The organism is Acidovorax sp. K2F (genome assembly GCF_025246485.1).
Taxonomy (GTDB): domain Bacteria; phylum Pseudomonadota; class Gammaproteobacteria; order Burkholderiales; family Burkholderiaceae_C; genus Acidovorax; species Acidovorax delafieldii.
In genome coordinates this window covers 106,938-128,709 of sequence record NZ_JAOBSQ010000007.1, presented here as the reverse complement: position 1 = coordinate 128,709, position 21,772 = coordinate 106,938, and the positions used below count along the sequence as shown (strand labels likewise).

Sequence of the window (21,772 nt, the reverse complement as noted above, 5' to 3'; positions counted from 1 at the left end):
GGTTCAGCCTCCGGTGCGCAAGCGCGGTTCGCTCACGCCGTTGACACGGTTGAGCAGCATGAGGGTCAAGGGGCCCGCCCGGCCGTCCGGGGTCACCCCCTGGGCCAGCTGGAAGCGCTGGATGCGGGACTGGCGCTGGGCCGGCGTGGTCGCGCGGCCGGCTGCAGGTACGGCAGCCCGCGTGCCCCCGGCTGCAGCCGTGGCCAGTTGCTGGTCCAGCCAGGCGGCGCCAGCGGGGGTCTCCGCCAGGTCGCCCTTGTCGGGCATATCGGGCGGCGTGCGCCACAGCGTGGCAATGTCGCCGCGCCACACCTGGGCCAGCTCGGCCACGGGCACACGCACCGTGCGGCCCCCGCCTTCCAGCGTGGCCGAGTCGCCGTCCAGGCGGCGCAGCACGGCCGACACCGCCACGTCGCCCTCTTCGGACGGGAACAGCGTGAGCAGCACCGGACGATCGATCTGCCGCACCAGGTTCAGGCCGGCGCGGCGGTTGCGATAACAGCGCAAACCGTCGCGGGGCAATGCGGCGCAGGCGTCGGCGCCATCGGCCACACTGGCACCCCAGGCCGAGGCCAGCGCCTGCCAGGCGGCGGTATCGCTGGCGGGCAGTGCGGCCACAAACTGCTGCAGGTCTGACATGGCCACCGGCGCTGCCCCGCGCGGGGCCGAAGCCCCTGACGCAGGGGCTGCGGGCGTTACCCCCGCTGTGCTGGCAGCGCCGCTCGGTGGCGCGCTGGCAGATGTTTTGCTGGCCATGGCGCCCGCAGGCACGGCGGATGTCACGGCGCCTTGCCGAGACCATTGCGGCCAAGTTCCCAGTGCCCAGCCTCCCGCCACCAGGGCGGCTCCCGCCACCACACCCAGGCCCGCAACCGCCCAGCGCGGCCACAGGCCCCGGGCGTTGCGCGCAGCAGCGGCCGACGCTGGCGCATCAAACACCTCAGCCGCCGCGCGCTGGACGATGCGGGCGCTGACCTCGCGCACCCCGGCGGCATAGGCACCCAGCAGCGCCCGGTCGCACAGCAGATTGATGCGTCGGGGAATGCCGCGCGACAGCGTGTGCACCCGCCGGATGGCGCTGCGACTGAAGGGCAGCGGGCCTTGCAGGCCCGCCACGGCCAGGCGGTGGGCGATGTATTGCTGGGTTTCCTGCGCGCTCAGCGCATCGAGGTGAAAGCGCGCAATCACGCGCTGCGCCAGTTGCTCCAAGGCAGGGCTGGCAACCATGGTGCGCAGCTCGGGCTGGCCGATGAGGATGATCTGCAGCAGCTTGCGCTCGCTGGTTTCCAGGTTGGTCAACAGGCGCAGCTGCTCCAGCACGTCGGCCGACAGGTTCTGCGCCTCGTCGATGATGAGCACCGTGTTGCGCCCGGCGCCGTGCGCCGTCAGCAAAGCCGCATTGAGCGGGTCGATGTAGTCCTTGACCGTCTCCACGCCTGCCACTGAGGGCCGGTGGGGCACGCCAAACTCGTCGCAGATGGAGCGCAGCAGCTCGCCCACGGTGAGCTTGGGGTTGAAGATGTAGGCCACGTTGCAATGCGGCGGGATCTGCTCCAGAAAGCAGCGGCACACCGTGGTCTTGCCCGCCCCTACCTCGCCGGTCAGCAGTACAAAACCACCGCCAGCGTCCAGGCCGTACAGCAGGTGCGCCAGCGCCTCGCGGTGCCGCTCGCTCATGAACAGGTAGCGGGGGTCGGGGGCGATGGAGAACGGCGGGTGCTGAAGGCCGAAGAACGGGGCGTACATGCCCCGGAGGATACCGCCCGCCCGTGGGCAGGGTTTTACCCACCCGGGAGTTACCCCTAAATTGTCGTCGGCAAGACAAGATGACGTCAAAGTGGGTCCTAGCATTCCCCCATCGCGCAATCACAAGCTTGCGCGCCCGGCAGTCACCGGGCTGACACCTTCTCACTTTCAGGAACCTGCAATGTTGACCACGTTCCCGCAACTGCTGCTCAAGCATGCCGCCGAGCGCCCCAATGCCCCGGCCCTGCGCGAAAAAGAATATGGCATCTGGCAAACCCACAGCTGGGCCGACCTGGTGCGCCTGGTGGAACAGGTAGCGGCCGGCCTGCACCTGGCGGGCCTGAAGCGCCATGAACACATGGTGGTGGTGGGCGCAAATCGCCCCCGCCTGTACGCCACCATGCTGGCCGCCCAGTCGCTGGGCGCCATCCCCGTGCCGCTGTACCAGGACGCGGTGGCGGCCGAGTGCATCTTCCCGCTCAACAACGCCGAGGTGCGCTTTTGCCTGGTGGAAGACCAGGAGCAGGTGGACAAGCTGCTCGAAATCCGCGAGCAATGCCCGCAGATCTCCAACATCTTCTTTGACGACCCCCGCGGCCTGCGCAACTACGCAGAGCCCGGCTTGGCATCGCTGGATGCCCTGATCGAGTCCGGCAAGGCCTTTGCGGCAAAGAACCCCGGCTGGTTCAAGGCCGAGGTGGCCAAGGCCCAGCCCGGCGACGTGGCTGCAATGTTCTTCACCTCCGGCACCACGGGCAACCCCAAGGGCGTGGTCCACACCCACAGCACGCTGCTGGACCGCGCCAGTGCGGGCGCCGAATTTGACAAGCTCACCAGCAGCGAAGAAGTGCTGGCCTACCTGCCACCCGCCTGGATCGGCCAGAACATCTTCAGCTATGCCCAGTGGCTGGCCTGCGGCTACGTGGTCAACTGCCCCGAGTCGGCCAGCACGGTGACCATCGATCTGAAGGAAGTGGGCCCCACCTACTACTTTGCGCCACCGCGCATCTTTGAAGGTCTGCTCACCAGCGTGATGATCCGCATGGAAGACGCGGGCGCCTTGAAGCGCAAGATGTTCGAGGCCTGCATGCGCGTCGCCAAACGCGTGGGCCCCGCCCTCATGGATGGCGAGCCCGTGGGCACCCTCGACCGCATCAAGTACGCATTGGGCAATGTGCTGGTGTACGGCCCGCTGCGCAACAACCTCGGTTTCAGCCGCGTGCGCGTGGCCTACACGGCGGGCGAGGCCATCGGGCCCGACCTGTTCACCTTCTACCGCTCCATCGGCATCAACTTGAAGCAGCTGTACGGCTCCACCGAAACCGCCGTGTTCGTGTGCCTGCAGCCCGACAACCAGGCGCGCGCCGACACGGTGGGCGTGCCAATTCGCGGTGTGGAAATCAAGGTGGCCGACAACGGCGAGATCCTGGTCAGGTCGGCCGGGCTGCTCAAGGAGTACTACAAGAACCCGGCCGCCACGGCCGAGGTGCTGACGGCCGACGGCTGGTACCACACCAGCGATGCAGGCTTTCTGGACGCCCACGGCCACCTCAAGATCATCGACCGCGTCAAGGACGTGGGCCGCATCATGGGCGGCGCCAACGACGGCGCCATGTTTGCGCCCAAGTACGTGGAGAACAAGCTCAAGTTCTTCCCGCACATCAAGGAGGTGGTGGCCCTGGGCGACAAGCGTGAGAAGGTCTGCGTGATGGTCAACATCGACTTCGACGCCGTGGGCAACTGGGCCGAGCGCCGCAACCTGCCCTACGCTGGCTACACCGACCTGGCCCAAAAACCCGAGGTCTACGAACTGATCCGCGAGTGCATCGAGAAGGTGAACGCCGACCTGGCCACCGACACCATGCTGGCTGGCAGCCAGGTCAGCCGCTTCCTGGTGCTGCACAAGGAGCTGGACGCCGACGACGGCGAACTCACCCGCACCAACAAGGTCCGCCGGGGCTTCATTGCCGACAAGTACGGCGTGCTGGTGGATGCGCTGTACGCAGGCCGCACCGAGCAGTACATCGAGACCCAGGTCAAGTTCGAGGACGGCCGCACCGGTAGCGTGAGCGCCACGCTCAAGCTGTCGGACACGAAGACATTTGCGCCTGTGAAGAGTGCCGCATGAAGCCCGCGCTCTACCCGCTGGAGAAGCCCCCCACCATGACCACTAAAAAGATCGGCGACGTCATCCTCGACGTCAAGAACATCAGCCTCCGGTTTGGCGGCGTGAAGGCGCTCACCGACATCTCCTTTAACGTCAAGGAGCATGAGATCCGCGCCATCATCGGCCCCAACGGCGCAGGCAAAAGCTCCATGCTCAACTGCATCAACGGCGTGTACACGCCGTCCGAGGGCTCCATCACCTTCCGGGGCAAGACGTTTGACCACATGAACTCGCGCCAGGTGGCCGAGATGGGCGTGGCGCGCACGTTCCAGAACCTGGCGCTGTTCAAGGGCATGAGCGTGATCGACAACATCATGACCGGCCGCAACCTCAAGATCAAAAGCAACCTGCTGATGCAGGCGCTGCGCATCGGCCCGGCCGAGCGCGAGGAAATCCGCCACCGCGAATACGTCGAGCACATCATTGACTTCCTGGAAATCCAGGCCTACCGCAAGACACCCGTGGGCCAGCTGCCCTACGGCCTGCAAAAGCGCGTGGACCTGGGCCGCGCCCTGGCCATGGAGCCGCAGGTGCTGCTGCTGGACGAGCCCATGGCCGGCATGAACGTGGAAGAAAAGCAGGACATGTGCCGCTTCATCCTGGACGTGAACGACGAGTTCGGCACCACCATCGTGCTGATCGAACACGACATGGGCGTGGTGATGGACATCAGCGACCGCGTGGTGGTGCTGGACTACGGCAAGAAGATCGGCGACGGCAGCCCCGACGAAGTGCGCAGCAACGAAGACGTGATCAGTGCCTATCTCGGCACCTCGCACTGATCAGGAGAAGACAACATGGCATTCTTTCTTGAAACACTGATCGGCGGCCTGATGGCCGGCATGCTGTATTCGCTGGTGGCGCTGGGCTTTGTGCTGATCTACAAAGCCTCGGGCGTGTTCAACTTTGCACAGGGCGCCATGGTGCTGTTCGCAGCGCTGGCCATGGCCCGTTTTTCCGAGTGGATCCCCAAGTGGACGGGCATCAGCAGCCCCATCGTGGCCAACCTGGCGGCCTTTGTGATCGCAGGCGCCATCATGTTTGTGGTGGCCTGGCTGATCGAGAAGCTGGTGCTGCGCCACCTCGTGAACCAGGAGGGCGCCACGCTGCTCATGGCCACGCTGGGCATTACCTACTTCATGGAAGGCCTGGGCCAGACGCTGTTCGGCAGCGACATCTACAAGATCGATGTGGGCATGCCCAAGGAGCCGATCTTCATGCTCGACAGCCTCTTTCAGGGCGGCATCCTGATCAACAAGGAAGACGTGATTGCCGCCGCCATTGCCGCCGCGCTGGTGGCCCTGCTGTCGGTGTTCTTCCAGAAGACTTCCACCGGCCGCGCGCTGCGCGCCGTGGCCGACGACCACCAGGCCGCCCAGTCCATCGGCATTCCGCTCAACCGCATCTGGGTGATCGTGTGGTGCGTGGCCGGTGTCGTGGCCCTGGTCGCCGGGATGATCTGGGGCAGCAAGCTGGGTGTGCAGTTCTCACTGACCACGGTGGCGCTGCGTGCGCTGCCCGTGGTGATCCTGGGCGGCCTCACCTCGGTGCCCGGCGCCATCATCGGCGGGCTGATCATCGGCGTGGGCGAGAAGCTCTCCGAGGTGTACCTGGGCCCCTTCGTGGGCGGGGGCATCGAGATCTGGTTTGCGTATGTGCTGGCGCTGGTGTTCCTCTTGTTCAGGCCACAGGGCCTGTTCGGAGAAAAGATCATTGACCGCGTGTAACGCATAACAACAAGAACAGGAGACTTCCATGCTCTACCGCGAAAACGGCCAGTTCAAGACGAGCTACCGCGCCGATCAGCAGATCTTTCCGATCGCGCAGGATCGCATTGCCATCGGCATCATCCTGGCCATTGCCTTCATCGCCGTGCCCATGCTGGCCAGCGACTACATCTTCCGCGCCATCCTGATCCCCTTTGTCATCATGGCGCTGGCGGCCCTGGGGGTGAACATCCTGGTGGGCTACTGCGGGCAGATCTCGCTGGGCTCGGGCGCCTTCATGGCCGTGGGAGCCTACGGCGCCTACAACTTCTTCGTGCGCTTTCCAGGCATGCCGCTGATCCCTGCACTGATCCTGGGCGGCCTGTGCGCCACGTTCTTCGGCATCCTGTTCGGGCTGCCCAGCCTGCGCGTCAAGGGGCTGTACCTGGCCGTGGCGACGCTGGCGGCGCAGTTCTTCAGCGACTGGATGTTCCTGCGCATCAAGTGGTTCACCAACAACTCCGACTCGGGGTCGGTGTCGGTCAACAACCTGCAGGTGCTGGGCATGCCCATCGAAAGCGCCACCAGCAAATACCTTTTCTGCCTGGCGTTGCTGGTCATCGTGGCCCTGCTGGCCAAGAACCTGGTGCGTGGCGCCATTGGCCGCGAGTGGATGGCGATTCGCGACATGGACGTGGCCGCCGCCGTGATCGGCATCCGCCCCATGTACGCCAAGCTCAGCGCGTTCGCGGTCAGCTCGTTCATCGTGGGCATGGCCGGTGCACTGTGGGCCTTTGTGCACCTGGGCGCGTGGGAGCCAGCAGCCTTCTCGGTGGAAATATCGTTCCGCCTCTTGTTCATGGTGATCATCGGCGGGCTGGGCTCGATCATGGGCGGCTTCTTTGGTGCGGCCTTCATCGTGGTGCTGCCCATCGTGCTCAACCAGTTCCTGCCGGCCTTCATGGGGCTCTTTGGCATCGAGGTGTCCACAGCGGGCGTATCGCATGCCGAGCTGATGATCTTCGGTGCGCTGATTGTGTGGTTCCTCATCGTCGAGCCCCATGGGCTGGCCAAGCTGTGGTCCACCGCCAAGCAGAAGCTGCGCCTGTGGCCCTTCCCCCATTGACCGGACAGCACTGCAGGAAACCCCTTACTCGCAAGTCCCGATACGTGCCTGCCGCATTGCCGCGTTAACTGTCTATCTGTCCTGTTTTTTCCCGTGCTTCAACACATTCATCCAAAGGAGACATCCATGAAGCTTTCGAAAATCGTGATCGCCGCTGCGGTGGTTGCTGCCGGTGCATCGTCCATCGCGACGAGCGCTTTCGCACAAGCCAAGGAGCAGTTCTTCCCGCTGCTGTCGTACCGCACAGGCCCCTACGCGCCCAACGGCGTGCCATGGGCCAACGGCAAGCAGGATTACATCAAGATGATCAATGCCCGCGATGGCGGCATCAATGGTGTGAAGCTGACTTTTGAAGAATGTGAAACGGGCTACGCCACGGACCGTGGCGTGGAATGCTATGAGCGCCTCAAGAGCCGCCCCGGCGTGTCGCTGTTCGACCCCCAGGCCACCGGCATCACGTTTGCGCTGACCGAAAAAGCCCCCGTGGACAAGATTCCGCTGATGACACTGGGCTACGGCCTGTCGGTGGCGCAGGACGGCCAGGCGTTCAAGTGGAACTTCCCATTCATGGGCAGCTACTGGACCGGCGCCGACATCCTGATCCAGCACATTGGCAAGGCCAACGGCGGTCTGGACAAGCTCAAGGGCAAGAAGATTGCGCTGGTGTACCACGACAGCCCGTTCGGCAAGGAGCCTATCCCGCTGCTGCAAGAGCGCGCCAAGATGCACGGCTTTGAGCTGCAGATGCTGCCTGTGACAGCCCCTGGCGTGGAGCAGAAGGCCACCTGGCTGCAAGTGCGCCAGAGCCGCCCCGACTACGTGCTGCTGTGGGGCTGGGGCGTGATGAACTCCACCGCCCTGAAGGAAGCCCAGGCCACTGGCTACCCCCGCGACAAGATGTACGGCGTGTGGTGGGCTGGTGCCGAGCCCGATGTGCGTGACGTGGGTGAAGGCGCCAAGGGCTACAACGCGCTGGCCCTGAACACCTCGGGCCAGCAGCCCAAGGTGATCCAGGACATCCTGAAGAACGTGCACGACAAGGGCCAGGGCACGGGACCCAAGGACGAAGTGGGCTCGGTGCTGTACACCCGTGGCGTGATCATCCAGATGCTGGCCGTCGAATCGGTGCGCCGCGCGCAGGAGCGTTTTGGCAAGGGCAAGGTCATGACTGGCGAACAAGTGCGCTGGGGCATGGAAAACCTGGCCCTGGACCAGAAGAAGCTGGACGCGCTGGGCTTTGGCGGCGTGATGCGTCCGCTGTCCACCAGCTGCGCCGACCACATGGGCTCCACCTGGGCGCGCGTGCACACCTGGGATGGCAGCAAGTGGAACTTCTCGTCCGACTGGTACCAGGCCGATGAGCAGATCCTCAAGCCCATGGTCAAGGCCGGTGCGGACAAGTACCTGGCCGACAAGAAGATGACGCGCCGGGATGCGGCGGATTGCCAGAGCTAAGCACATCCCCCTGAGCGGCTTTGCCGCTTCCCCCTTCTCTCTTGGCGCTGCGCGCTGCGGGAAGGGGGGCGCCGCCAGCGCGGCGGGGCGGCCCTTGCGCGGTGGCACTGGCCGGGGCAGCGACCGTCTCAAGGGCCAATGAACAGCGGTTGCCTCTTTGGCAGCCGCCAATCCAAAGGGTTGTGCAACAACTCTTTGGATTGGTACAGGAAGGCAACACCATGGACTCCAACAGCAATATCGTTCTCAACGTCAACGGCATCGAGGTCATCTACAACCACGTGATCCTGGTGCTCAAGGGCGTCTCGCTGCAGGTGCGCGAGGGCTCCATCGTGGCCATTCTGGGCGGCAATGGCGCGGGCAAGACCACCACACTGCGGGCCATCTCCAACCTGCTGCAGGGGGAGCGCGGCGCCGTCACCAAGGGCTCCATCGAGCTGCGTGGCGAGCGCATCGAGAACCTGTCGCCCGCCGACCTGGTGCAGCGTGGCGTGGTGCAGGTGATGGAGGGGCGGCACTGCTTTGCCCACCTGACGATCGAAGAGAACCTGATGACAGGCTCCTACACCCGCACCAGCAAGGCCGAAATCGCGGCCAACCTGGAGAAGGTCTACAACTACTTTCCGCGTCTCAAGACGCGCCGCACCTCGCAGGCGGCGTACACCTCGGGTGGCGAGCAGCAGATGTGCGCCATCGGCCGCGCGCTCATGGCCAACCCCAGCATGGTGCTGCTGGACGAGCCCTCCATGGGCCTCGCACCACAGATCGTGGAGGAGGTGTTCAACATCGTGAAGGACCTGAACACCAAGGAAAAGGTCACCTTCCTGCTGGCCGAGCAGAACACCAACATGGCCCTCAAGTATTCGGACTACGGCTACATCATGGAAAGCGGCCGCGTGGTGATGGACGGCGCCGCGAGCGACTTGGCCAACAACGAGGACGTCAAGGAGTTCTACCTGGGCGTGGGCGGCGGCGAGCGCAAGAGTTTCAAGGATGTCAAAAGCTACAAGCGGCGCAAGCGCTGGTTGGCCTGACATGCCCCCTGTGTCGCCTTCAGCGCCTTCCCCCTCAGGGGGACGCCACCAGCGCGGCGGGGCGGCCCTTGCGCGGTGGCGCTGGCCTCGGGCGCGCGAGTTTTCAAGGCAACACCCTTCTCGAACCCAGTTTCAACAACTCCTGTTTTTATAGCTACTTACGCTTGATGGAAAAGCGCTAGAGGCATATTTCACTCAAACAACCTCACAAGGAAACCCAGGCATGAGCACGTTCTATGACGCCCTGGAAACGCGCAGCCCCGCCGAGCGCGAAGCGGCCTTGATGGCGGCGCTGCCGCAGCAGATCGCCCATGCCCAGAAGGCGTCACCCGCCTTTGCCAGCATCCTGGCGGGCGTGGATGCTTCGACTGTCACCAGCCGCGACGCGCTGGCGCAATTACCCGTCACGCGCAAATACGAGCTGCTGGAGCGGCAGCAGGCGGGCCGCGCGGCCAATGTGTTTGGTGGCTTCAGCGCGCTGAACTTCGGGCCCGGCATGACCCGCGTGTTCGCCAGCCCCGGCACCATCTACGAGCCCGAGGGCACACGGCGTGACTACTGGCGCATGGCGCGCGCGATCCACGCAGCGGGCTTTCGCAGCGGCGAGCTGATCCACAACAGCTTCAGCTATCACTTTGTGCCTGCGGGTTCGATGATGGAGACCGGCGCCCACGCGCTGGGCTGCACCGTCTTCCCCGGTGGCACGGGCCAGACCGAGCAGCAGGTGCAGGCCATGGCCGAGCTGAAGCCTGCGGGCTACATCGGCACGCCCAGTTTTCTGAAAATCATCGTCGAGAAGGCTGCAGAGATGGGCGTGGCGCTGCCCACCGTCACCAAGGCCCTGGTGTCGGGCGAGGCCTTCCCGCCCTCGCTGCGCGACTGGTTTGCCGAGCGTGGCATCGCGGGCTACCAGTGCTATGCCACCGCCGACCTGGGCCTGATTGCGTATGAAACCTCGGCCCGCGAAGGCCTGGTGCTGGATGAAGGCGTGATCGTCGAGATCGTGCGTCCCGGCACGGGCGACCCCGTGCCCGAGGGTGAGGTGGGCGAGCTGGTCATCACCACGCTCAACCCTGACTACCCGCTGATCCGCTTTGGTACTGGCGACCTGTCGGCAGTGCTGCCGGGCCGGTGCCCCACCGGCCGCACCAACACCCGCATCAAGGGCTGGATGGGCCGGGCTGACCAGACCACCAAGGTGCGCGGAATGTTCGTGCACCCCGGCCAGATCGCCACCATCGCGCGGCGCTTTCCACAGGTGCAGCGTGCCCGGCTCGTGGTCAGCGGCGAGATGGCCAACGACCAGATGGTGCTGCAGGTGGAGACCACCGAAACCGCCGAGGGCCTGGCCCACCAGCTCAGCGACGCCATCCGCGAAGTGACCAAGCTGCGCGGCGAGGTGCAGATGGTGCCGCCGGGCACACTGCCCAACGATGGCAAGGTCATCGAAGACGCGCGCAGCTACAAGTAGCCCCTGAGAGCCCGCTGACGTTCTCGCAGGGGCCGCAGGAGCGCTGCGTGAGCCGGTGCTGGCAGCGCCGGCAACGCATGCTGGCGCCCAAAAGATGTGCATGCACATCAATGGCCAGGACATCGCGCCAGCCCTTGCGACAGCGCAAAACATGTCCACTTTGCGCGCCGGGGTACCGCAGTGTTTACCCTTACAAATGCTATCTTTTGAATAGCATTCAAGCCAATAAATATCTGCGCTACAGGCCTCTTTGGCTTAAAGACCATATGGCTTGTGTGCTACGTACTATCCGCAATGTTGCCGGAAATACCCCTCGCTATCATGGCCCGTCATTTACAGGAGCACCCATGAAAACAACGCTGAAACTCGCCCTCGTCGCTGCCGCTGCAGTGGCCGCCTTTGGCGCCCATGCGCAGGACTTCCCCGCCAAGGACAAGACAGTCACCCTGGTGGTGCCCTTTGCGGCGGGTGGCCCCACCGACCGTGTGGCGCGCGACCTGGCCGAGGCGCTGCGCAAGCCTTTGGGCGCGACCGTTGTGGTGGACAACACCGCCGGCGCAGGCAGCTCGATCGGTGCCGCCCGCGTAGCCCGCGCTACACCCGATGGCTACACGCTGCTGCTCAACCACATCGGCATGTCCACCATGCCTGCGCTGTACCGCAAGCTGTCGTTCAGCGTACCCAACGACTTTGAATACCTGGGCATGGTCAACGAAGTGCCCATGACGCTGATCGCTCGCCCCACCATGCCCGCCAACAACTTCAAGGAGTTGACGGCCTGGATCCAGCAGAACAAGGGCAAGATCAACCTGGGCAACGCGGGCTTGGGTGCGGCCTCGCACCTGTGCGGACTGATGTTCAAGTCTGCCCTGCAGACGGACATGACGGATGTGCCTTACAAGGGCACGGCCCCTGCCATCACCGACCTGATCGGCGGCCAGATCGACCTGCTGTGCGACCAGACCACCAACACCACCAGCCAGATCGAAGGCAAGAAGGTCAAGGCCTATGCTGTGACCACCGCCAAGCGCCTGACCACGCCCGCGCTCAAGGACCTGCCCACCCTGGCCGAATCCGGTCTGAAGGACTTCAACGTGAGCATCTGGCACGGCCTGTACGCCCCCAAGGGCACGCCAGCCGATGTGCAGAAGAAGATCAACGACGCCCTCAAGGTCGCGCTGAAGGACCCTGAGTTCATCAAGAAGCAGGAAGCCCTGGGCGCCGTGGTCATCACCGACAAGCGCATCGATGGCCCGGAACACAAGAAGTTTGTGGCGGCTGAGATCGACAAGTGGGGCGCCGTCATCAAGGCCGCTGGCACCTACGCGGACTGATCCTTCCGCACCCGGCAGGGCTCTGAACGCAGCCCTGCCAGCCCCCAAAAAGCCGCCGCGTTGCGGCTTTTTTCATGGGTGCGTGGTGGGTTATTGATCGCACCATGCGCAAGACATAGCACCTGGCAAATCCCATGCGCCGACAGGATTGGGGTTATCCATCTGCCCCCACTGCGCCAACGCGCGTAGAACCAGGGCAGACCTTTCTCCTCCCCCCTACATCAAGGATCGATCTCCATGGCACGCACTCCCCCCCACGCACCCACTCGCCCATCCGGTGCGACAGTCGCCGTGCACCCACTTCGTACGCGACGTCGCCAGGCGCTGACCCTGGCGGCCAGTGCGCTTGCACTGGCCTGCGCGGCGGCGCTGCTGCCCACCATGGCGCGCGCCCAGGGGGCATGGCCCACCAAGCCGGTGCGCATCGTCGTGCCCTTTGCGCCCGGTGGCACGACCGACATCCTGGCCCGCGCCATGGCGCCCGAGCTGTCCAAGGCCTTCGGCCAGCAGTTCATCGTGGACAACCGCGCTGGCGCCGGCGGCAATGTGGGCGCGGAGATCGTCGCCAAGTCGCCAGGCGACGGCTACACGCTGTTGATGGGCACCGTGGGCACCCACGGCATCAACCGTGCGCTGTACGCGAAGCTGCCGTACGACCCCATCAAGGACTTTGTGCCCATCACCATGGTGGCGGCTGTTCCCAATGTGATGGTGATGAATGCCGACAAGGCCAAGGCCCAGGGCATTCACAACGTGCAGGATTTCATCCGGGTGGCCAAGGCCAACCCCGGCAAGATGAACATGGCCTCCAGCGGCAACGGCACGTCGATCCATCTGGCTGGCGAGCTGTTCAAAAGCATGACCGGCACCTTCATGCTGCACCTGCCCTACCGTGGCTCGGGCCCGGCGCTCATGGACATGGTGGCGGGCAATGCGGACGTGATGTTCGACAACCTGCCCTCGTCCATGGCGCAGATCAAGGCCGGCAAGCTCACCGCGCTGGCCGTGACCAGCTCCGAGCGCTCGGGCGCACTGCCCGATGTGCCCACCGTGGAGCAAGCGGGCGGCCCCACACTCAAGGGCTACGAAGCCAGTTCCTGGTTCGGCCTGCTGGCCCCGGCGGGCACACCCGCCGACATCGTCAACCGCATTCAGCAGGAAGTCGCCAAGTCACTGGCCACGCCCGCCATGAAGGAGCGGCTGCTGGCACAAGGCGCCATCCCCGGCGGCAACACCCCGGCGGAATTTGCCAAGCACATCGACAACGAGCACAAGAAGTGGGCTCAGGTGGTGAAGACGTCGGGGGCCAAGGTGGATTGATGGTTGGCGCCACCGCATCAGCCGTGGCGCGAGCATGGGCTGCAACGCCTGCGGACCGCACGCAGCCAGGCTGACAACGCTGGTGAGCGGTAGACGCATTCGCGATCAGGTCACACACCCCACACCACATCCACATCCGCCGCAGCACTGCGCTTGAGCATCTCGATGAACGGCGCAGCACGCTGGCGCAGGCGCACGGCCTCGTTGATTTCTTCAACCGCAGCCTCATCGTTTTCCTGCGCTTCGGGCTGCGCTTCGTCGGCGATCACGGCCGCCTCCAGCGCGGCAATGGCGCCGGGGATCTGGGCAGCGGTCACGATGCCGCTGGCGCCAGGGGTCTTGCCGATGATGGTCACGATCTGGCGCCCCTGGGGTTCGAGCATGATCAGGTCGGCGGTGGCGCGGGATTTGAACTTGTAGAGCATGGTCAAGGCCTATCGGAAGAGGTTGCCAGGGTCCGCATACATGTAGTCGCGGGTGAACGGATAGCTCGATTGTGCGCCGGGCAAAAGGCCTCTGGCCGTGTCGCCATCCGGCTTGATGGCAAGCATCTGGTGCAGCGCCATCCAGCCACGTTCAAAACCCAGGGCGCTGCCCGCAAGGTACAGGCGGTACGCACGCAAGACCTTATCACCCTGCTCCTCCCCTCCTTGTGCGACCAGCACCTCACGGGCTGCAGGCAATCGGGCTTCGAGCCCGTCGGACCACGCCCACAGCGTGCGCGCATAGTGTGGGCGCAGGTTCTCGGTGTCCACCATCTCCAGGCCTGCGCGGGCCATGTCGTGCAGCACCGTGCTCACATGCAACAGCTCGCCGCCGGGGAAGATGTACTGCTCGATAAAGTCACCCATGCCTGCGCCCAGCTGCGCGTTGTCTGCGCCCCCGGCCGTGATGCCGTGGTTCAGCACCAGCCCGCCCGGGCGCAGCAGGCGGGCCACGGTTTCAAAGTAACGCAGCATCTGTGCGCGGCCCACATGCTCGAACATGCCCACCGACGCGATCTTGTCGAAGGGCTGCTCCACCTGCAGCTCGCGGTAATCCACCAGTTGCATGCGCACGCGCCCCTGCAGCCCACGCTCTTCAATGCGCCGCTGCACATGCGCATGCTGGTTGCGCGACAGCGTGATGCCCGTGGCATCCACGCCGTAGTGTTCGGCCGCCCACAGCAGCAAGCCACCCCAGCCCGCGCCAATGTCCAGGAACCGGTCGCCGGGCTGCAGCTGCAGCTTGCGGCAGATGTGGTCGAGCTTGGCCTCCTGGGCCTGGGCCAGCGTCAGGTCTGGGGACCGGTAGTACGCACACGAATACACGCGGCGCGGATCCAGCCACAGCGCGTAGAAGTCGTCCGACAGGTCGTAGTGAAACTGCACATCGCGCGCGTCGTGCGCCAGCGTGTGCACCGCCATCGACCGCGCGCGTGTCAGCACCCTCTGCCACCAGCCATGGTGCTGGTCACGGGCCGGGTCGCGTGTCAGCAGGCCTGCGGCCGCAACCATCAGGTCGCGCATGCCGCCTTCCAGCGCCACGCGCCCCTCGACGATGGCAGCCCCCACGCTACCGATTTCGCCTGTGGCCAGCGCCACCAGGGCCATGCGGTCGCGAAAGCGCAAGGTGACGGCGGGCTCGGGCGCGCCCAGTTGCTGGCCCGCAGGCAACTGGACCGCCATCGGCACCGGCAAGGCCGCCAGCCGCCCCTCCAAGGTGTGCAGCAAGTGCTTCATGCGGCGCATCTTGAAAAATTTGCTGCACTGCGTCAACACCCCGCAATGGCATCAGGGGTTTCGCCGGGAAGGCCCCATTGACAGTATTTTGTTTAAGCCTAAACTATTTTGGCATGAACATCCTCTGCATTGGCGGTGGGCCCGCCGGTCTCTACTTCGCACTGCTCATGAAGCAGCAAAACCCCGCGCACCGCGTCACGGTGGTCGAACGCAACCGGCCGTTCGACACCTTCGGATGGGGGGTGGTGCTGTCGGACCAGACGCTGGCCAACCTGCAGGCGGCCGACGCGCCCACGGCAGCCCTGATCGGCGACGCGTTCAACCACTGGGACGATATCGAGGTGTTCTTCAAGGGGCGCAGCGTGCGCTCCACCGGCCACGGCTTCTGCGGCATTGGCCGCAAGCGCCTGCTCAACATCCTGCAGGACCGGTGCCTGGCGGTGGGCGTGGAGCTGGTGTTCGAAACCGACGTGGCCGACGACCAGGCGCTGGCTGCGCAGTACAACGCCGACCTGGTCATCGCCAGCGACGGCCTCAACAGCCGCATCCGCACCCGCTACGCAGCCACCTACCAGCCAGACATCGATCTGCGCCAGTGCCGCTTCGTATGGCTGGGCACCAAGAAAAAGTTCGACGCTTTTACGTTTGCTTTCGAGCAGACCGAGCATGGCTGGTTCCAGGCCCACGCCTACCAGTTTGACGCCGACACCTCCACCTTCATCGTCGAAACGCCCGAGGCCGTGTGGAAGGCCCACGGCCTGGACCAGATGGAACAGCCCGAGGCCATTGCATTCTGCGAAAAGCTGTTTGCCCAATACCTGGACGGCAACGCGCTCATCAGCAACGCCACGCACCTGCGCGGTTCGGCCAACTGGATCCGCTTTCCGCGCGTGATCTGCAACACCTGGGTGCACCGCGAGACCGTTGGCGGCAAGCGTGTGCCCATCGTGCTGATGGGCGACGCAGCGCACACGGCACATTTCTCGATTGGCAGCGGCACCAAGCTCGCACTGGAAGACGCCATCGACCTCGCCAACGAGTTCGCCACCGGCCTGCCCATGGACGAAGTGCTGCAGCACTATGAAGCGCGCCGCAGCGTGGAGGTGCTCAAGATCCAGAACGCCGCGCGCAACAGCACCGAGTGGTTTGAGAACGTGGCGCGCTACGCCGGCATGCCCGTGGAGCAGTTCACGTACTCGCTGCTCACGCGCAGCCAGCGCATCAGCCACGAGAACCTGCGGCTGCGCGATGCCGCGTGGCTGGAGGGCTACGAGGCCTGGCTCGCGGGTGGCAAGGCCGCGATTCCGCCCATGCTCACGCCCTTCACGCTCAAAGGCCTCACGCTCAAGAACCGCATCGTTGTCTCGCCCATGGCCACCTACAGCGCAGTCGAGGGCGTGCCGCAGGACTTTCACCTGGTGCACCTGGGCGCGCGCGCCCTCGGCGGCGCGGCGCTGGTGATGGTGGAGATGACCAGCCCCACACCCGAGGGTCGCATCACCCCCGCCTGCCCCGGCCTGTGGAACGACGCACAACAAGCCGCCTTTGCGCGCGTCGTCAACTTTGTGCACGGCAGCAGCACGGCCAAGATCGGCCTGCAGCTCGGCCACAGCGGCCCCAAGGGTTCCACCCGCGTGGGCTGGGAGGGCACGGACGAGCCGCTGGAGGCGGGCAACTGGCCCCTGCTGGCCGCCAGCCCCATCGCCTATGGCGCGCAAAACCAGACACCTGCCGCCATGACCCGCGCCGACATGGACCGCGTGACTGCCGCCTTTGCGGACAGCGCCCGCCGCGCCGTGGCCTGCGGCTTTGACTGGCTGGAGCTGCACTGCGCCCACGGCTACCTGCTGGCCAGCTTTTTGAGCCCCGCCACCAACCAGCGTACCGATGCATACGGCGGCAGCCTGGAGAACCGCTGCCGCTACCCGCTGGAGGTGCTGACCGCGCTGCGCGCCGTGTGGCCGGCCGACAAGCCGCTGAGCGTGCGTATCTCTGCGCACGACTGGCTCCCTGACGGAAATACTGCCGACGACGCCATCGCCATTGCGCGCCTCTTCAAGGCGGGAGGCGCAGACCTGATCGACGTGTCCTCCGGCCAGACCACACGCGACTCGCGCCCGGTGTATGGACGCATGTACCAGACGCCGTTTGCCGACCGCATCCGCAACGAGGTGGGTATTGCCACCATGGCGGTGGGCGCGATCACCGAGGCTGACCACGCCAACAGCATCATCGCCGCCGGCCGTGCCGACCTGTGTGCCATCGCGCGCCCCCACCTGGCCGACCCGGCCTGGACGCTGCACGCCGCCGCGCAGTTGAGCCCCGTGGCCGCAGCGCACACCGACTGGCCGGTGCAGTATCACAGCGGCCGCGACCAGATGCTGCGCGAAATTTCCAAGCAAAAGCAGGCACAAGCGCTAGTGAATCAAGCGCAAGCAGCTACCAAAAACAGAGCATCCGAGGAAGAAGGCTAGCCATGGACCTCGAAGCCCGCCTGCACGGCGCCGCTCCCAGTGAACACCCCGAGGCCCTGCGCCTGTGGCTGCGCCTGCTCACCTGCACCCAGCTCATCGAAAAACAGGTGCGCAGCCACCTGCGCGCGCAGTTCGACACCACCTTGCCACGCTTTGACCTGATGGCCCAGCTGGAGCGCGCGCCAGACGGCATGAAGATGAAGGAACTCTCGCGCCGCATGATGGTGACGAGCGGCAACATCACCGGCATCACCGACCAGCTCGTGGCCGAAGGGCTGGTGGAGCGCATGGACGTGGAAGGCGACCGCCGCGCGTACCTCGTGCGCCTCACGCCGCAAGGCCGCGAGCAGTTCAACACCATGGCACGCCAGCACGAGCAATGGATCGTCGAGGCCTTCGCCACGCTGGGCGAGCGCGACATCAGCACCTTGTACCGCCTGCTGGGCAAGGTGAAAGAACACACACAAAACAATTCTTTGGAGACAGCCGAATGAAACACTTCATCGGGGCGAGCAACCCCATGCGCGAGCAGTTCAACCCGCAAGCCAGCTATGTGGCCGAGCACTTTGCCTGGACCTTTGCCGATGGTGTGGGCACCGTCACGCTCAACCGCCCGGACCGCAAGAACCCTCTCACCTTCCAGAGCTATGCCGAGCTGCGCGACTCCTTCTACGCGCTGCGCTTTGCCACCGATGTGAAAGCCATCGTTGTCACGGGTGCGGGCGGCAACTTCTGCTCAGGCGGCGACGTGCACGAGATCATCGGCCCGCTCACCACCATGACCATGCCCGAGCTGCTGGAGTTCACGCGCATGACGGGTGACCTGGTGAAAGCCATGCGCGCCTGCCCGCAGCCCGTGCTGGGCGCCATCGACGGCATCTGCGCCGGTGCGGGCGCCATGATGGCGCTGGCCTGCGACATGCGCTACGGCACCGAGGCCACCAAGACCGCGTTCTTGTTCACCCGCGTGGGCCTGGCCGGCGCCGACATGGGCGCCTGCGCACTGCTGCCGCGCATGATCGGCCAGGGCCGCGCCAGCGAACTGCTGTTCACCGGCCGCGCGATGACAGCGCACGAGGGTCTCGCCTGGGGCTTCTTCAACGATTTGTATGAGAGCGCTGACCTGCTGGCCAACGTGCAGGCCACCGCGCGCGCGCTGGCCGATGGTCCCACCTTCGCCCACGGCATGACCAAGACCATGCTGAGCCAGGAGTGGAGCATGACCATCGAGCAGGCCATCGAGGCCGAGGCGCAGGCGCAGGCCATCTGCATGCAGACCGAAGACTTCCGGCGTGCGTACGAGGCGTTTGCCGCCAAGCAAAAGCCCGTGTTCCAGGGAGATTGAACCCATGCACGTCGCAACGCCCCCGGCCCCCCGCCCGCCCTCGACGGCGCACCTGGCCCTGCCCTTTTTTGACGATGCCCACCGCACCCTCGCCGAGGGCCTGGTGCCCTGGGCGGCCGCGCAAGAAGTGGATGAAACCGACGACCGCGCTGCTTGCCGCGACTGGGTGCAGCGCCTGGGCGCGGGCGGCTGGCTGCGCTACTGCGTGCCCGCGGCGCACGGCGGCGCGCTGCCGGCGCTCGACTCGCGCGCGCTGGTGCTGCTGCGCGAAACGCTGGCCTACCACTCGCCGCTGGCGGACTTTGCGTTTGCGATGCAAGGACTGGGCAGCGGTGCGATCACGCTGGCGGGCAGCCCCGCGCAGCACGCGCACTACCTGCAAGGCGTGGCGCGTGGCGAACTGATTGCTGCGTTCGCGCTGAGCGAGCCCGAGGCGGGGTCAGATGTGGGCGCTATGCAAACCATAGCTGCCAGCACAGATTCGACTAGCGCTACAGGCACTTTTTGCTTGAACGGCACCAAAACCTGGATCAGCAACGGCGGCATCGCCGACTTCTACTGCGTGTTCGCCAAGACCAACCCGAGCGGCGGCACGCGCGGCATCAGCGCCTTCATCGTCGATGCGAACACGCCGGGCCTGGACGCCTCGCGCCATATCCATGTGATGGCGCCCCACCCGCTGGCCACGCTGCAGTTCACCAACTGCAACGTGCCCGCCACCGCGCTGCTGGGCGACGAGAATGGCGGCTTCAAGCTGGCCATGCGCACGCTCGACATCTTCCGCGCATCGGTGGCCGCCGCCGCACTGGGCATGGCGCGCCGCGCACTGGCCGAGGCCGTGCACCACGCCCGCCAGCGCCGCATGTTCGGCCAGACGCTGGCGGACTTTCAGCTCACGCAGGCCAAGATCGGCGAGATGGCCGCGCTGGTGGACAGCGCCGCGCTGCTCACCTACCGCGCGGCCTGGCTGCGCGACACGGGCCAGGCGCGCGTGACTGCCGAAGCTGCGATGGCGAAGATGACCGCCACTGAAAACGCCCAGCGCGTCATCGACATGGCGCTGCAGCTGCACGGCGGGCGCGGCGTGGAAGTGGGCAGCAAGGTCGAATCGCTGTACCGCGACATCCGCTCGCTGCGCATTTACGAAGGCGCCACCGAAGTGCAGCAGCTCATCATCGGTAAGGCCGTTTTGCAGGAGTAATCGCATGAAAGCCCCCTCCGCCCAGCCCGACCATTTCGTGCACGACCGCCTGCCTGCACCCGAGGCCTGGCCAACACTGCGCTACGACCTGCCCGAACTGCAGATCGCCCACCAGGCCAACCTGGTGCAGGCGCTGTTCGACCAGGCCGAACGTGCGGGCCACATCGACCGCCCCCTGTTGCGCGGCCCGCACCGCACGTATACCTACCGCGACGCCCGCACCGAGGCCGCGCGCATTGCCGAGGTACTGACGCAGGACCACGGCCTCGTGCCCGGCAACCGCGTGCTGCTGCGCGGAGGCAACACGGTGGAGATGGCGCTGGCCTGGCTGGGTACCGTCTACGCGGGGCTGGTGGCGGTGGCCACCATGCCGCTGCTGCGCGCGGTGGAGCTGGGCAGCATCATCGACCGAGCCCAGCCCACGCTGGCACTGTGCGACGGCCGCCTGCTGGCCGAGCTGCAGGCCGCGCAGACGCAGCACCCCGTGCTCGCCACCATCGTGCCCTTCCACACAGCGCCGGATGCAGCCGACCTGCTGCAGCGCGCGCAGGGCAAGCCCGGCACCACGCCGCCCTGCCCCACGTCGGCAGACGACATCGCGCTGATGGCGTTCACCTCGGGCACCACAGGTTCCCCCAAGGCGGCCGTGCACACGCACCGCGATGTGCTGGCAGGCTGCGAGGCCTGGCCGCGCCATGTACTCAAGGCCACGCCCGATGACATCGTGGCGGGCTCGCCACCGCTGGCGTTCACCTTTGGCCTCGGTGGCTTGCTGGTGTTTCCGATGTGGGCCGGGGCCAGCGTGTACTTCCCCGACCAGCCCTACACGCCCGAGACCATGGTGCGCCTGATGCGCGACGCGGGCGTGACCATCTGCTACACCGCCCCCACCTTCTACCGGCAGATGGCACCCTTTGCCAAGCAGATCGGCCTGCCCCAGCTGCGCACCAGCGTGAGCGCGGGCGAGGGCCTGCCCGACGCCACACGCCAGCTGTGGAAGGAGGCGACCGGCCTCGACATGACGGACGGTATCGGCGCCACGGAGATGTTCCACATCTTCATTTCCTCGCCCGGCGGTGAGAGCCGGCGCGGCGCCATCGGCAAGGTGGTGCCCGGCTACACCGCCAAGGTGGTGGACGACGATGGCAATGAGCTGCCACGCGGCACCGTGGGCAAGCTCGCGGTGATCGGCCCCACGGGCTGCAAGTACCTCGACGACCCGCGCCAGGCCAAGTACGTGAAGGACGGCTGGAACTACCCGGGCGATGCGTTCACGCAAGACGCCGACGGCTACTTTTTCTACCAGGCGCGCGACGACGACATGATCATCACCGCCGGCTACAACGTGGGCGGCCCCGAGGTGGAAGACGCCCTGCTGCGCCACCCGGCCGTGGCCGAGTGCGGCGTGATCGGCGTGCCCGACGAAGAACGCGGCATGGTGGTCAAGGCCATCTGCGTCTTGAAGCACGGCCACACGGGCGATGCCGCCATGGTCAAGACGCTACAGGACCATGTGAAAGCCACCATCGCCCCGTTCAAATACCCGCGCGTGGTGGAGTTCGTCACGGCGCTGCCCCGCACCGAAACCGGCAAGCTGCAGCGTTTCAAGCTGCGCCAGGGTGCGGCCGCATCACCCTCCGCCGCGTCGCCCACTTCCACAAAAACAACATGA

General features: G+C 65.7%; 17 protein-coding genes. 14 read left to right on the top strand and 3 right to left on the bottom strand.

Translation table 11 applies throughout. The features are described from left to right. Window positions 1–3: 3 nt before the first annotated feature. Complete coding sequence (locus N4G42_RS02935; RefSeq protein WP_260666093.1) at window positions 4–1,746, bottom strand: ExeA family protein; 1,743 nt, start codon at window positions 1,744–1,746, stop codon at window positions 4–6. 181 nt (window positions 1,747–1,927) lie between these two features. Here N4G42_RS02935 and N4G42_RS02930 point away from each other — a divergent pair, with 181 nt between their 5' ends. From N4G42_RS02930 to N4G42_RS02890, 9 genes are all read left to right on the top strand, one after another. Then, window positions 1,928–3,874, top strand: a complete 1,947-nt coding sequence (locus N4G42_RS02930) for an AMP-dependent synthetase/ligase (protein ID WP_260666092.1) — start codon at window positions 1,928–1,930, stop codon at window positions 3,872–3,874. Window positions 3,875–3,909: 35 nt separating this feature from the next. Next, window positions 3,910–4,695 (top strand): ABC transporter ATP-binding protein, encoded by a 786-nt coding sequence (locus N4G42_RS02925; protein WP_056060064.1) that lies wholly within the window; start codon window positions 3,910–3,912, stop codon window positions 4,693–4,695. 15 nt (window positions 4,696–4,710) lie between these two features. After that, window positions 4,711–5,640, top strand: a complete 930-nt coding sequence (locus N4G42_RS02920) for a branched-chain amino acid ABC transporter permease (RefSeq protein WP_099731398.1) — start codon at window positions 4,711–4,713, stop codon at window positions 5,638–5,640. A 28-nt stretch (window positions 5,641–5,668) separates the two neighbouring features. Next, window positions 5,669–6,745, top strand: a complete 1,077-nt coding sequence (locus N4G42_RS02915) for a branched-chain amino acid ABC transporter permease (RefSeq protein ID WP_056059708.1) — start codon at window positions 5,669–5,671, stop codon at window positions 6,743–6,745. A gap of 126 nt (window positions 6,746–6,871) precedes the next feature. After that, entirely contained in the window at window positions 6,872–8,200 is a 1,329-nt protein-coding gene (locus tag N4G42_RS02910) for an ABC transporter substrate-binding protein (RefSeq protein WP_056059709.1), read from the top strand. Window positions 8,201–8,421: 221 nt separating this feature from the next. Further along, window positions 8,422–9,234, top strand: a complete 813-nt coding sequence (locus tag N4G42_RS02905; RefSeq protein WP_056060067.1) for an ABC transporter ATP-binding protein — start codon at window positions 8,422–8,424, stop codon at window positions 9,232–9,234. Between the two features lie 223 nt (window positions 9,235–9,457). Next, a complete protein-coding gene (locus N4G42_RS02900) occupies window positions 9,458–10,705 on the top strand; it encodes a phenylacetate--CoA ligase family protein (RefSeq protein ID WP_260666091.1) in 1,248 nt (415 codons plus the stop codon). Between the two features lie 347 nt (window positions 10,706–11,052). After that, window positions 11,053–12,039: a tripartite tricarboxylate transporter substrate-binding protein gene (locus N4G42_RS02895; protein WP_260666090.1), complete on the top strand. Its 987-nt coding sequence runs from the start codon at window positions 11,053–11,055 to the stop codon at window positions 12,037–12,039. A 237-nt stretch (window positions 12,040–12,276) separates the two neighbouring features. Next, entirely contained in the window at window positions 12,277–13,359 is a 1,083-nt protein-coding gene (locus tag N4G42_RS02890; RefSeq protein ID WP_409557792.1) for a Bug family tripartite tricarboxylate transporter substrate binding protein, read from the top strand. 110 nt (window positions 13,360–13,469) lie between these two features. On the opposite strand, the gene N4G42_RS02885 is transcribed toward N4G42_RS02890, so the two are convergent. Both N4G42_RS02885 and N4G42_RS02880 read right to left on the bottom strand, forming a co-directional pair. Beyond that, entirely contained in the window at window positions 13,470–13,784 is a 315-nt protein-coding gene (locus tag N4G42_RS02885) for a DUF1840 domain-containing protein (RefSeq protein ID WP_116750262.1), read from the bottom strand. Window positions 13,785–13,793: 9 nt separating this feature from the next. Continuing rightward, window positions 13,794–15,080: a class I SAM-dependent methyltransferase gene (locus N4G42_RS02880; protein WP_260666088.1), complete on the bottom strand. Its 1,287-nt coding sequence runs from the start codon at window positions 15,078–15,080 to the stop codon at window positions 13,794–13,796. Window positions 15,081–15,193: 113 nt separating this feature from the next. Between N4G42_RS02880 and N4G42_RS02875 the strand changes: the two genes are divergently transcribed. Genes N4G42_RS02875 through N4G42_RS02855 form a run of 5 tightly spaced genes read left to right on the top strand, consistent with a single transcriptional unit; the run spans window position 15,194 to window position 21,772 of the window. Continuing rightward, window positions 15,194–17,554, top strand: a complete 2,361-nt coding sequence (locus N4G42_RS02875; protein WP_260666087.1) for a bifunctional salicylyl-CoA 5-hydroxylase/oxidoreductase — start codon at window positions 15,194–15,196, stop codon at window positions 17,552–17,554. Window positions 17,555–17,556: 2 nt separating this feature from the next. Beyond that, complete coding sequence (locus N4G42_RS02870; protein WP_260666086.1) at window positions 17,557–18,048, top strand: MarR family winged helix-turn-helix transcriptional regulator; 492 nt, start codon at window positions 17,557–17,559, stop codon at window positions 18,046–18,048. Continuing rightward, complete coding sequence (locus N4G42_RS02865) at window positions 18,045–18,899, top strand: enoyl-CoA hydratase family protein (RefSeq protein WP_260666085.1); 855 nt, start codon at window positions 18,045–18,047, stop codon at window positions 18,897–18,899. Before N4G42_RS02870 ends, N4G42_RS02865 begins: the two co-directional genes overlap by 4 nt. Window positions 18,900–18,903: 4 nt before the next feature. Beyond that, a complete protein-coding gene (locus tag N4G42_RS02860) occupies window positions 18,904–20,100 on the top strand; it encodes an acyl-CoA dehydrogenase family protein (RefSeq protein ID WP_260666084.1) in 1,197 nt (398 codons plus the stop codon). Window positions 20,101–20,104: 4 nt separating this feature from the next. Next, on the top strand, window positions 20,105–21,772 hold the full coding sequence (locus N4G42_RS02855) for an AMP-binding protein (RefSeq protein ID WP_260666083.1): 1,668 nt from the start codon (window positions 20,105–20,107) through the stop codon (window positions 21,770–21,772).

Excerpts from the sequence above, each read along its gene's own strand:
- N4G42_RS02935 (WP_260666093.1), bottom strand. The coding sequence starts at position 1,746 with ATGTACGCCCCGTTCTTCGGCCTTCAGCACCCGCCGTTCTCCATCGCC.
- N4G42_RS02930 (WP_260666092.1), top strand. The coding sequence starts at position 1,928 with ATGTTGACCACGTTCCCGCAACTGCTGCTCAAGCATGCCGCCGAGCGC.
- N4G42_RS02925 (WP_056060064.1), top strand. The coding sequence starts at position 3,910 with ATGACCACTAAAAAGATCGGCGACGTCATCCTCGACGTCAAGAACATC.
- N4G42_RS02920 (WP_099731398.1), top strand. The coding sequence starts at position 4,711 with ATGGCATTCTTTCTTGAAACACTGATCGGCGGCCTGATGGCCGGCATG.
- N4G42_RS02915 (WP_056059708.1), top strand. The coding sequence starts at position 5,669 with ATGCTCTACCGCGAAAACGGCCAGTTCAAGACGAGCTACCGCGCCGAT.
- N4G42_RS02910 (WP_056059709.1), top strand. The coding sequence starts at position 6,872 with ATGAAGCTTTCGAAAATCGTGATCGCCGCTGCGGTGGTTGCTGCCGGT.
- N4G42_RS02905 (WP_056060067.1), top strand. The coding sequence starts at position 8,422 with ATGGACTCCAACAGCAATATCGTTCTCAACGTCAACGGCATCGAGGTC.
- N4G42_RS02900 (WP_260666091.1), top strand. The coding sequence starts at position 9,458 with ATGAGCACGTTCTATGACGCCCTGGAAACGCGCAGCCCCGCCGAGCGC.
- N4G42_RS02895 (WP_260666090.1), top strand. The coding sequence starts at position 11,053 with ATGAAAACAACGCTGAAACTCGCCCTCGTCGCTGCCGCTGCAGTGGCC.
- N4G42_RS02890 (WP_409557792.1), top strand. The coding sequence starts at position 12,277 with ATGGCACGCACTCCCCCCCACGCACCCACTCGCCCATCCGGTGCGACA.
- N4G42_RS02885 (WP_116750262.1), bottom strand. The coding sequence starts at position 13,784 with ATGCTCTACAAGTTCAAATCCCGCGCCACCGCCGACCTGATCATGCTC.
- N4G42_RS02880 (WP_260666088.1), bottom strand. The coding sequence starts at position 15,080 with ATGAAGCACTTGCTGCACACCTTGGAGGGGCGGCTGGCGGCCTTGCCG.
- N4G42_RS02875 (WP_260666087.1), top strand. The coding sequence starts at position 15,194 with ATGAACATCCTCTGCATTGGCGGTGGGCCCGCCGGTCTCTACTTCGCA.
- N4G42_RS02870 (WP_260666086.1), top strand. The coding sequence starts at position 17,557 with ATGGACCTCGAAGCCCGCCTGCACGGCGCCGCTCCCAGTGAACACCCC.
- N4G42_RS02865 (WP_260666085.1), top strand. The coding sequence starts at position 18,045 with ATGAAACACTTCATCGGGGCGAGCAACCCCATGCGCGAGCAGTTCAAC.
- N4G42_RS02860 (WP_260666084.1), top strand. The coding sequence starts at position 18,904 with ATGCACGTCGCAACGCCCCCGGCCCCCCGCCCGCCCTCGACGGCGCAC.
- N4G42_RS02855 (WP_260666083.1), top strand. The coding sequence starts at position 20,105 with ATGAAAGCCCCCTCCGCCCAGCCCGACCATTTCGTGCACGACCGCCTG.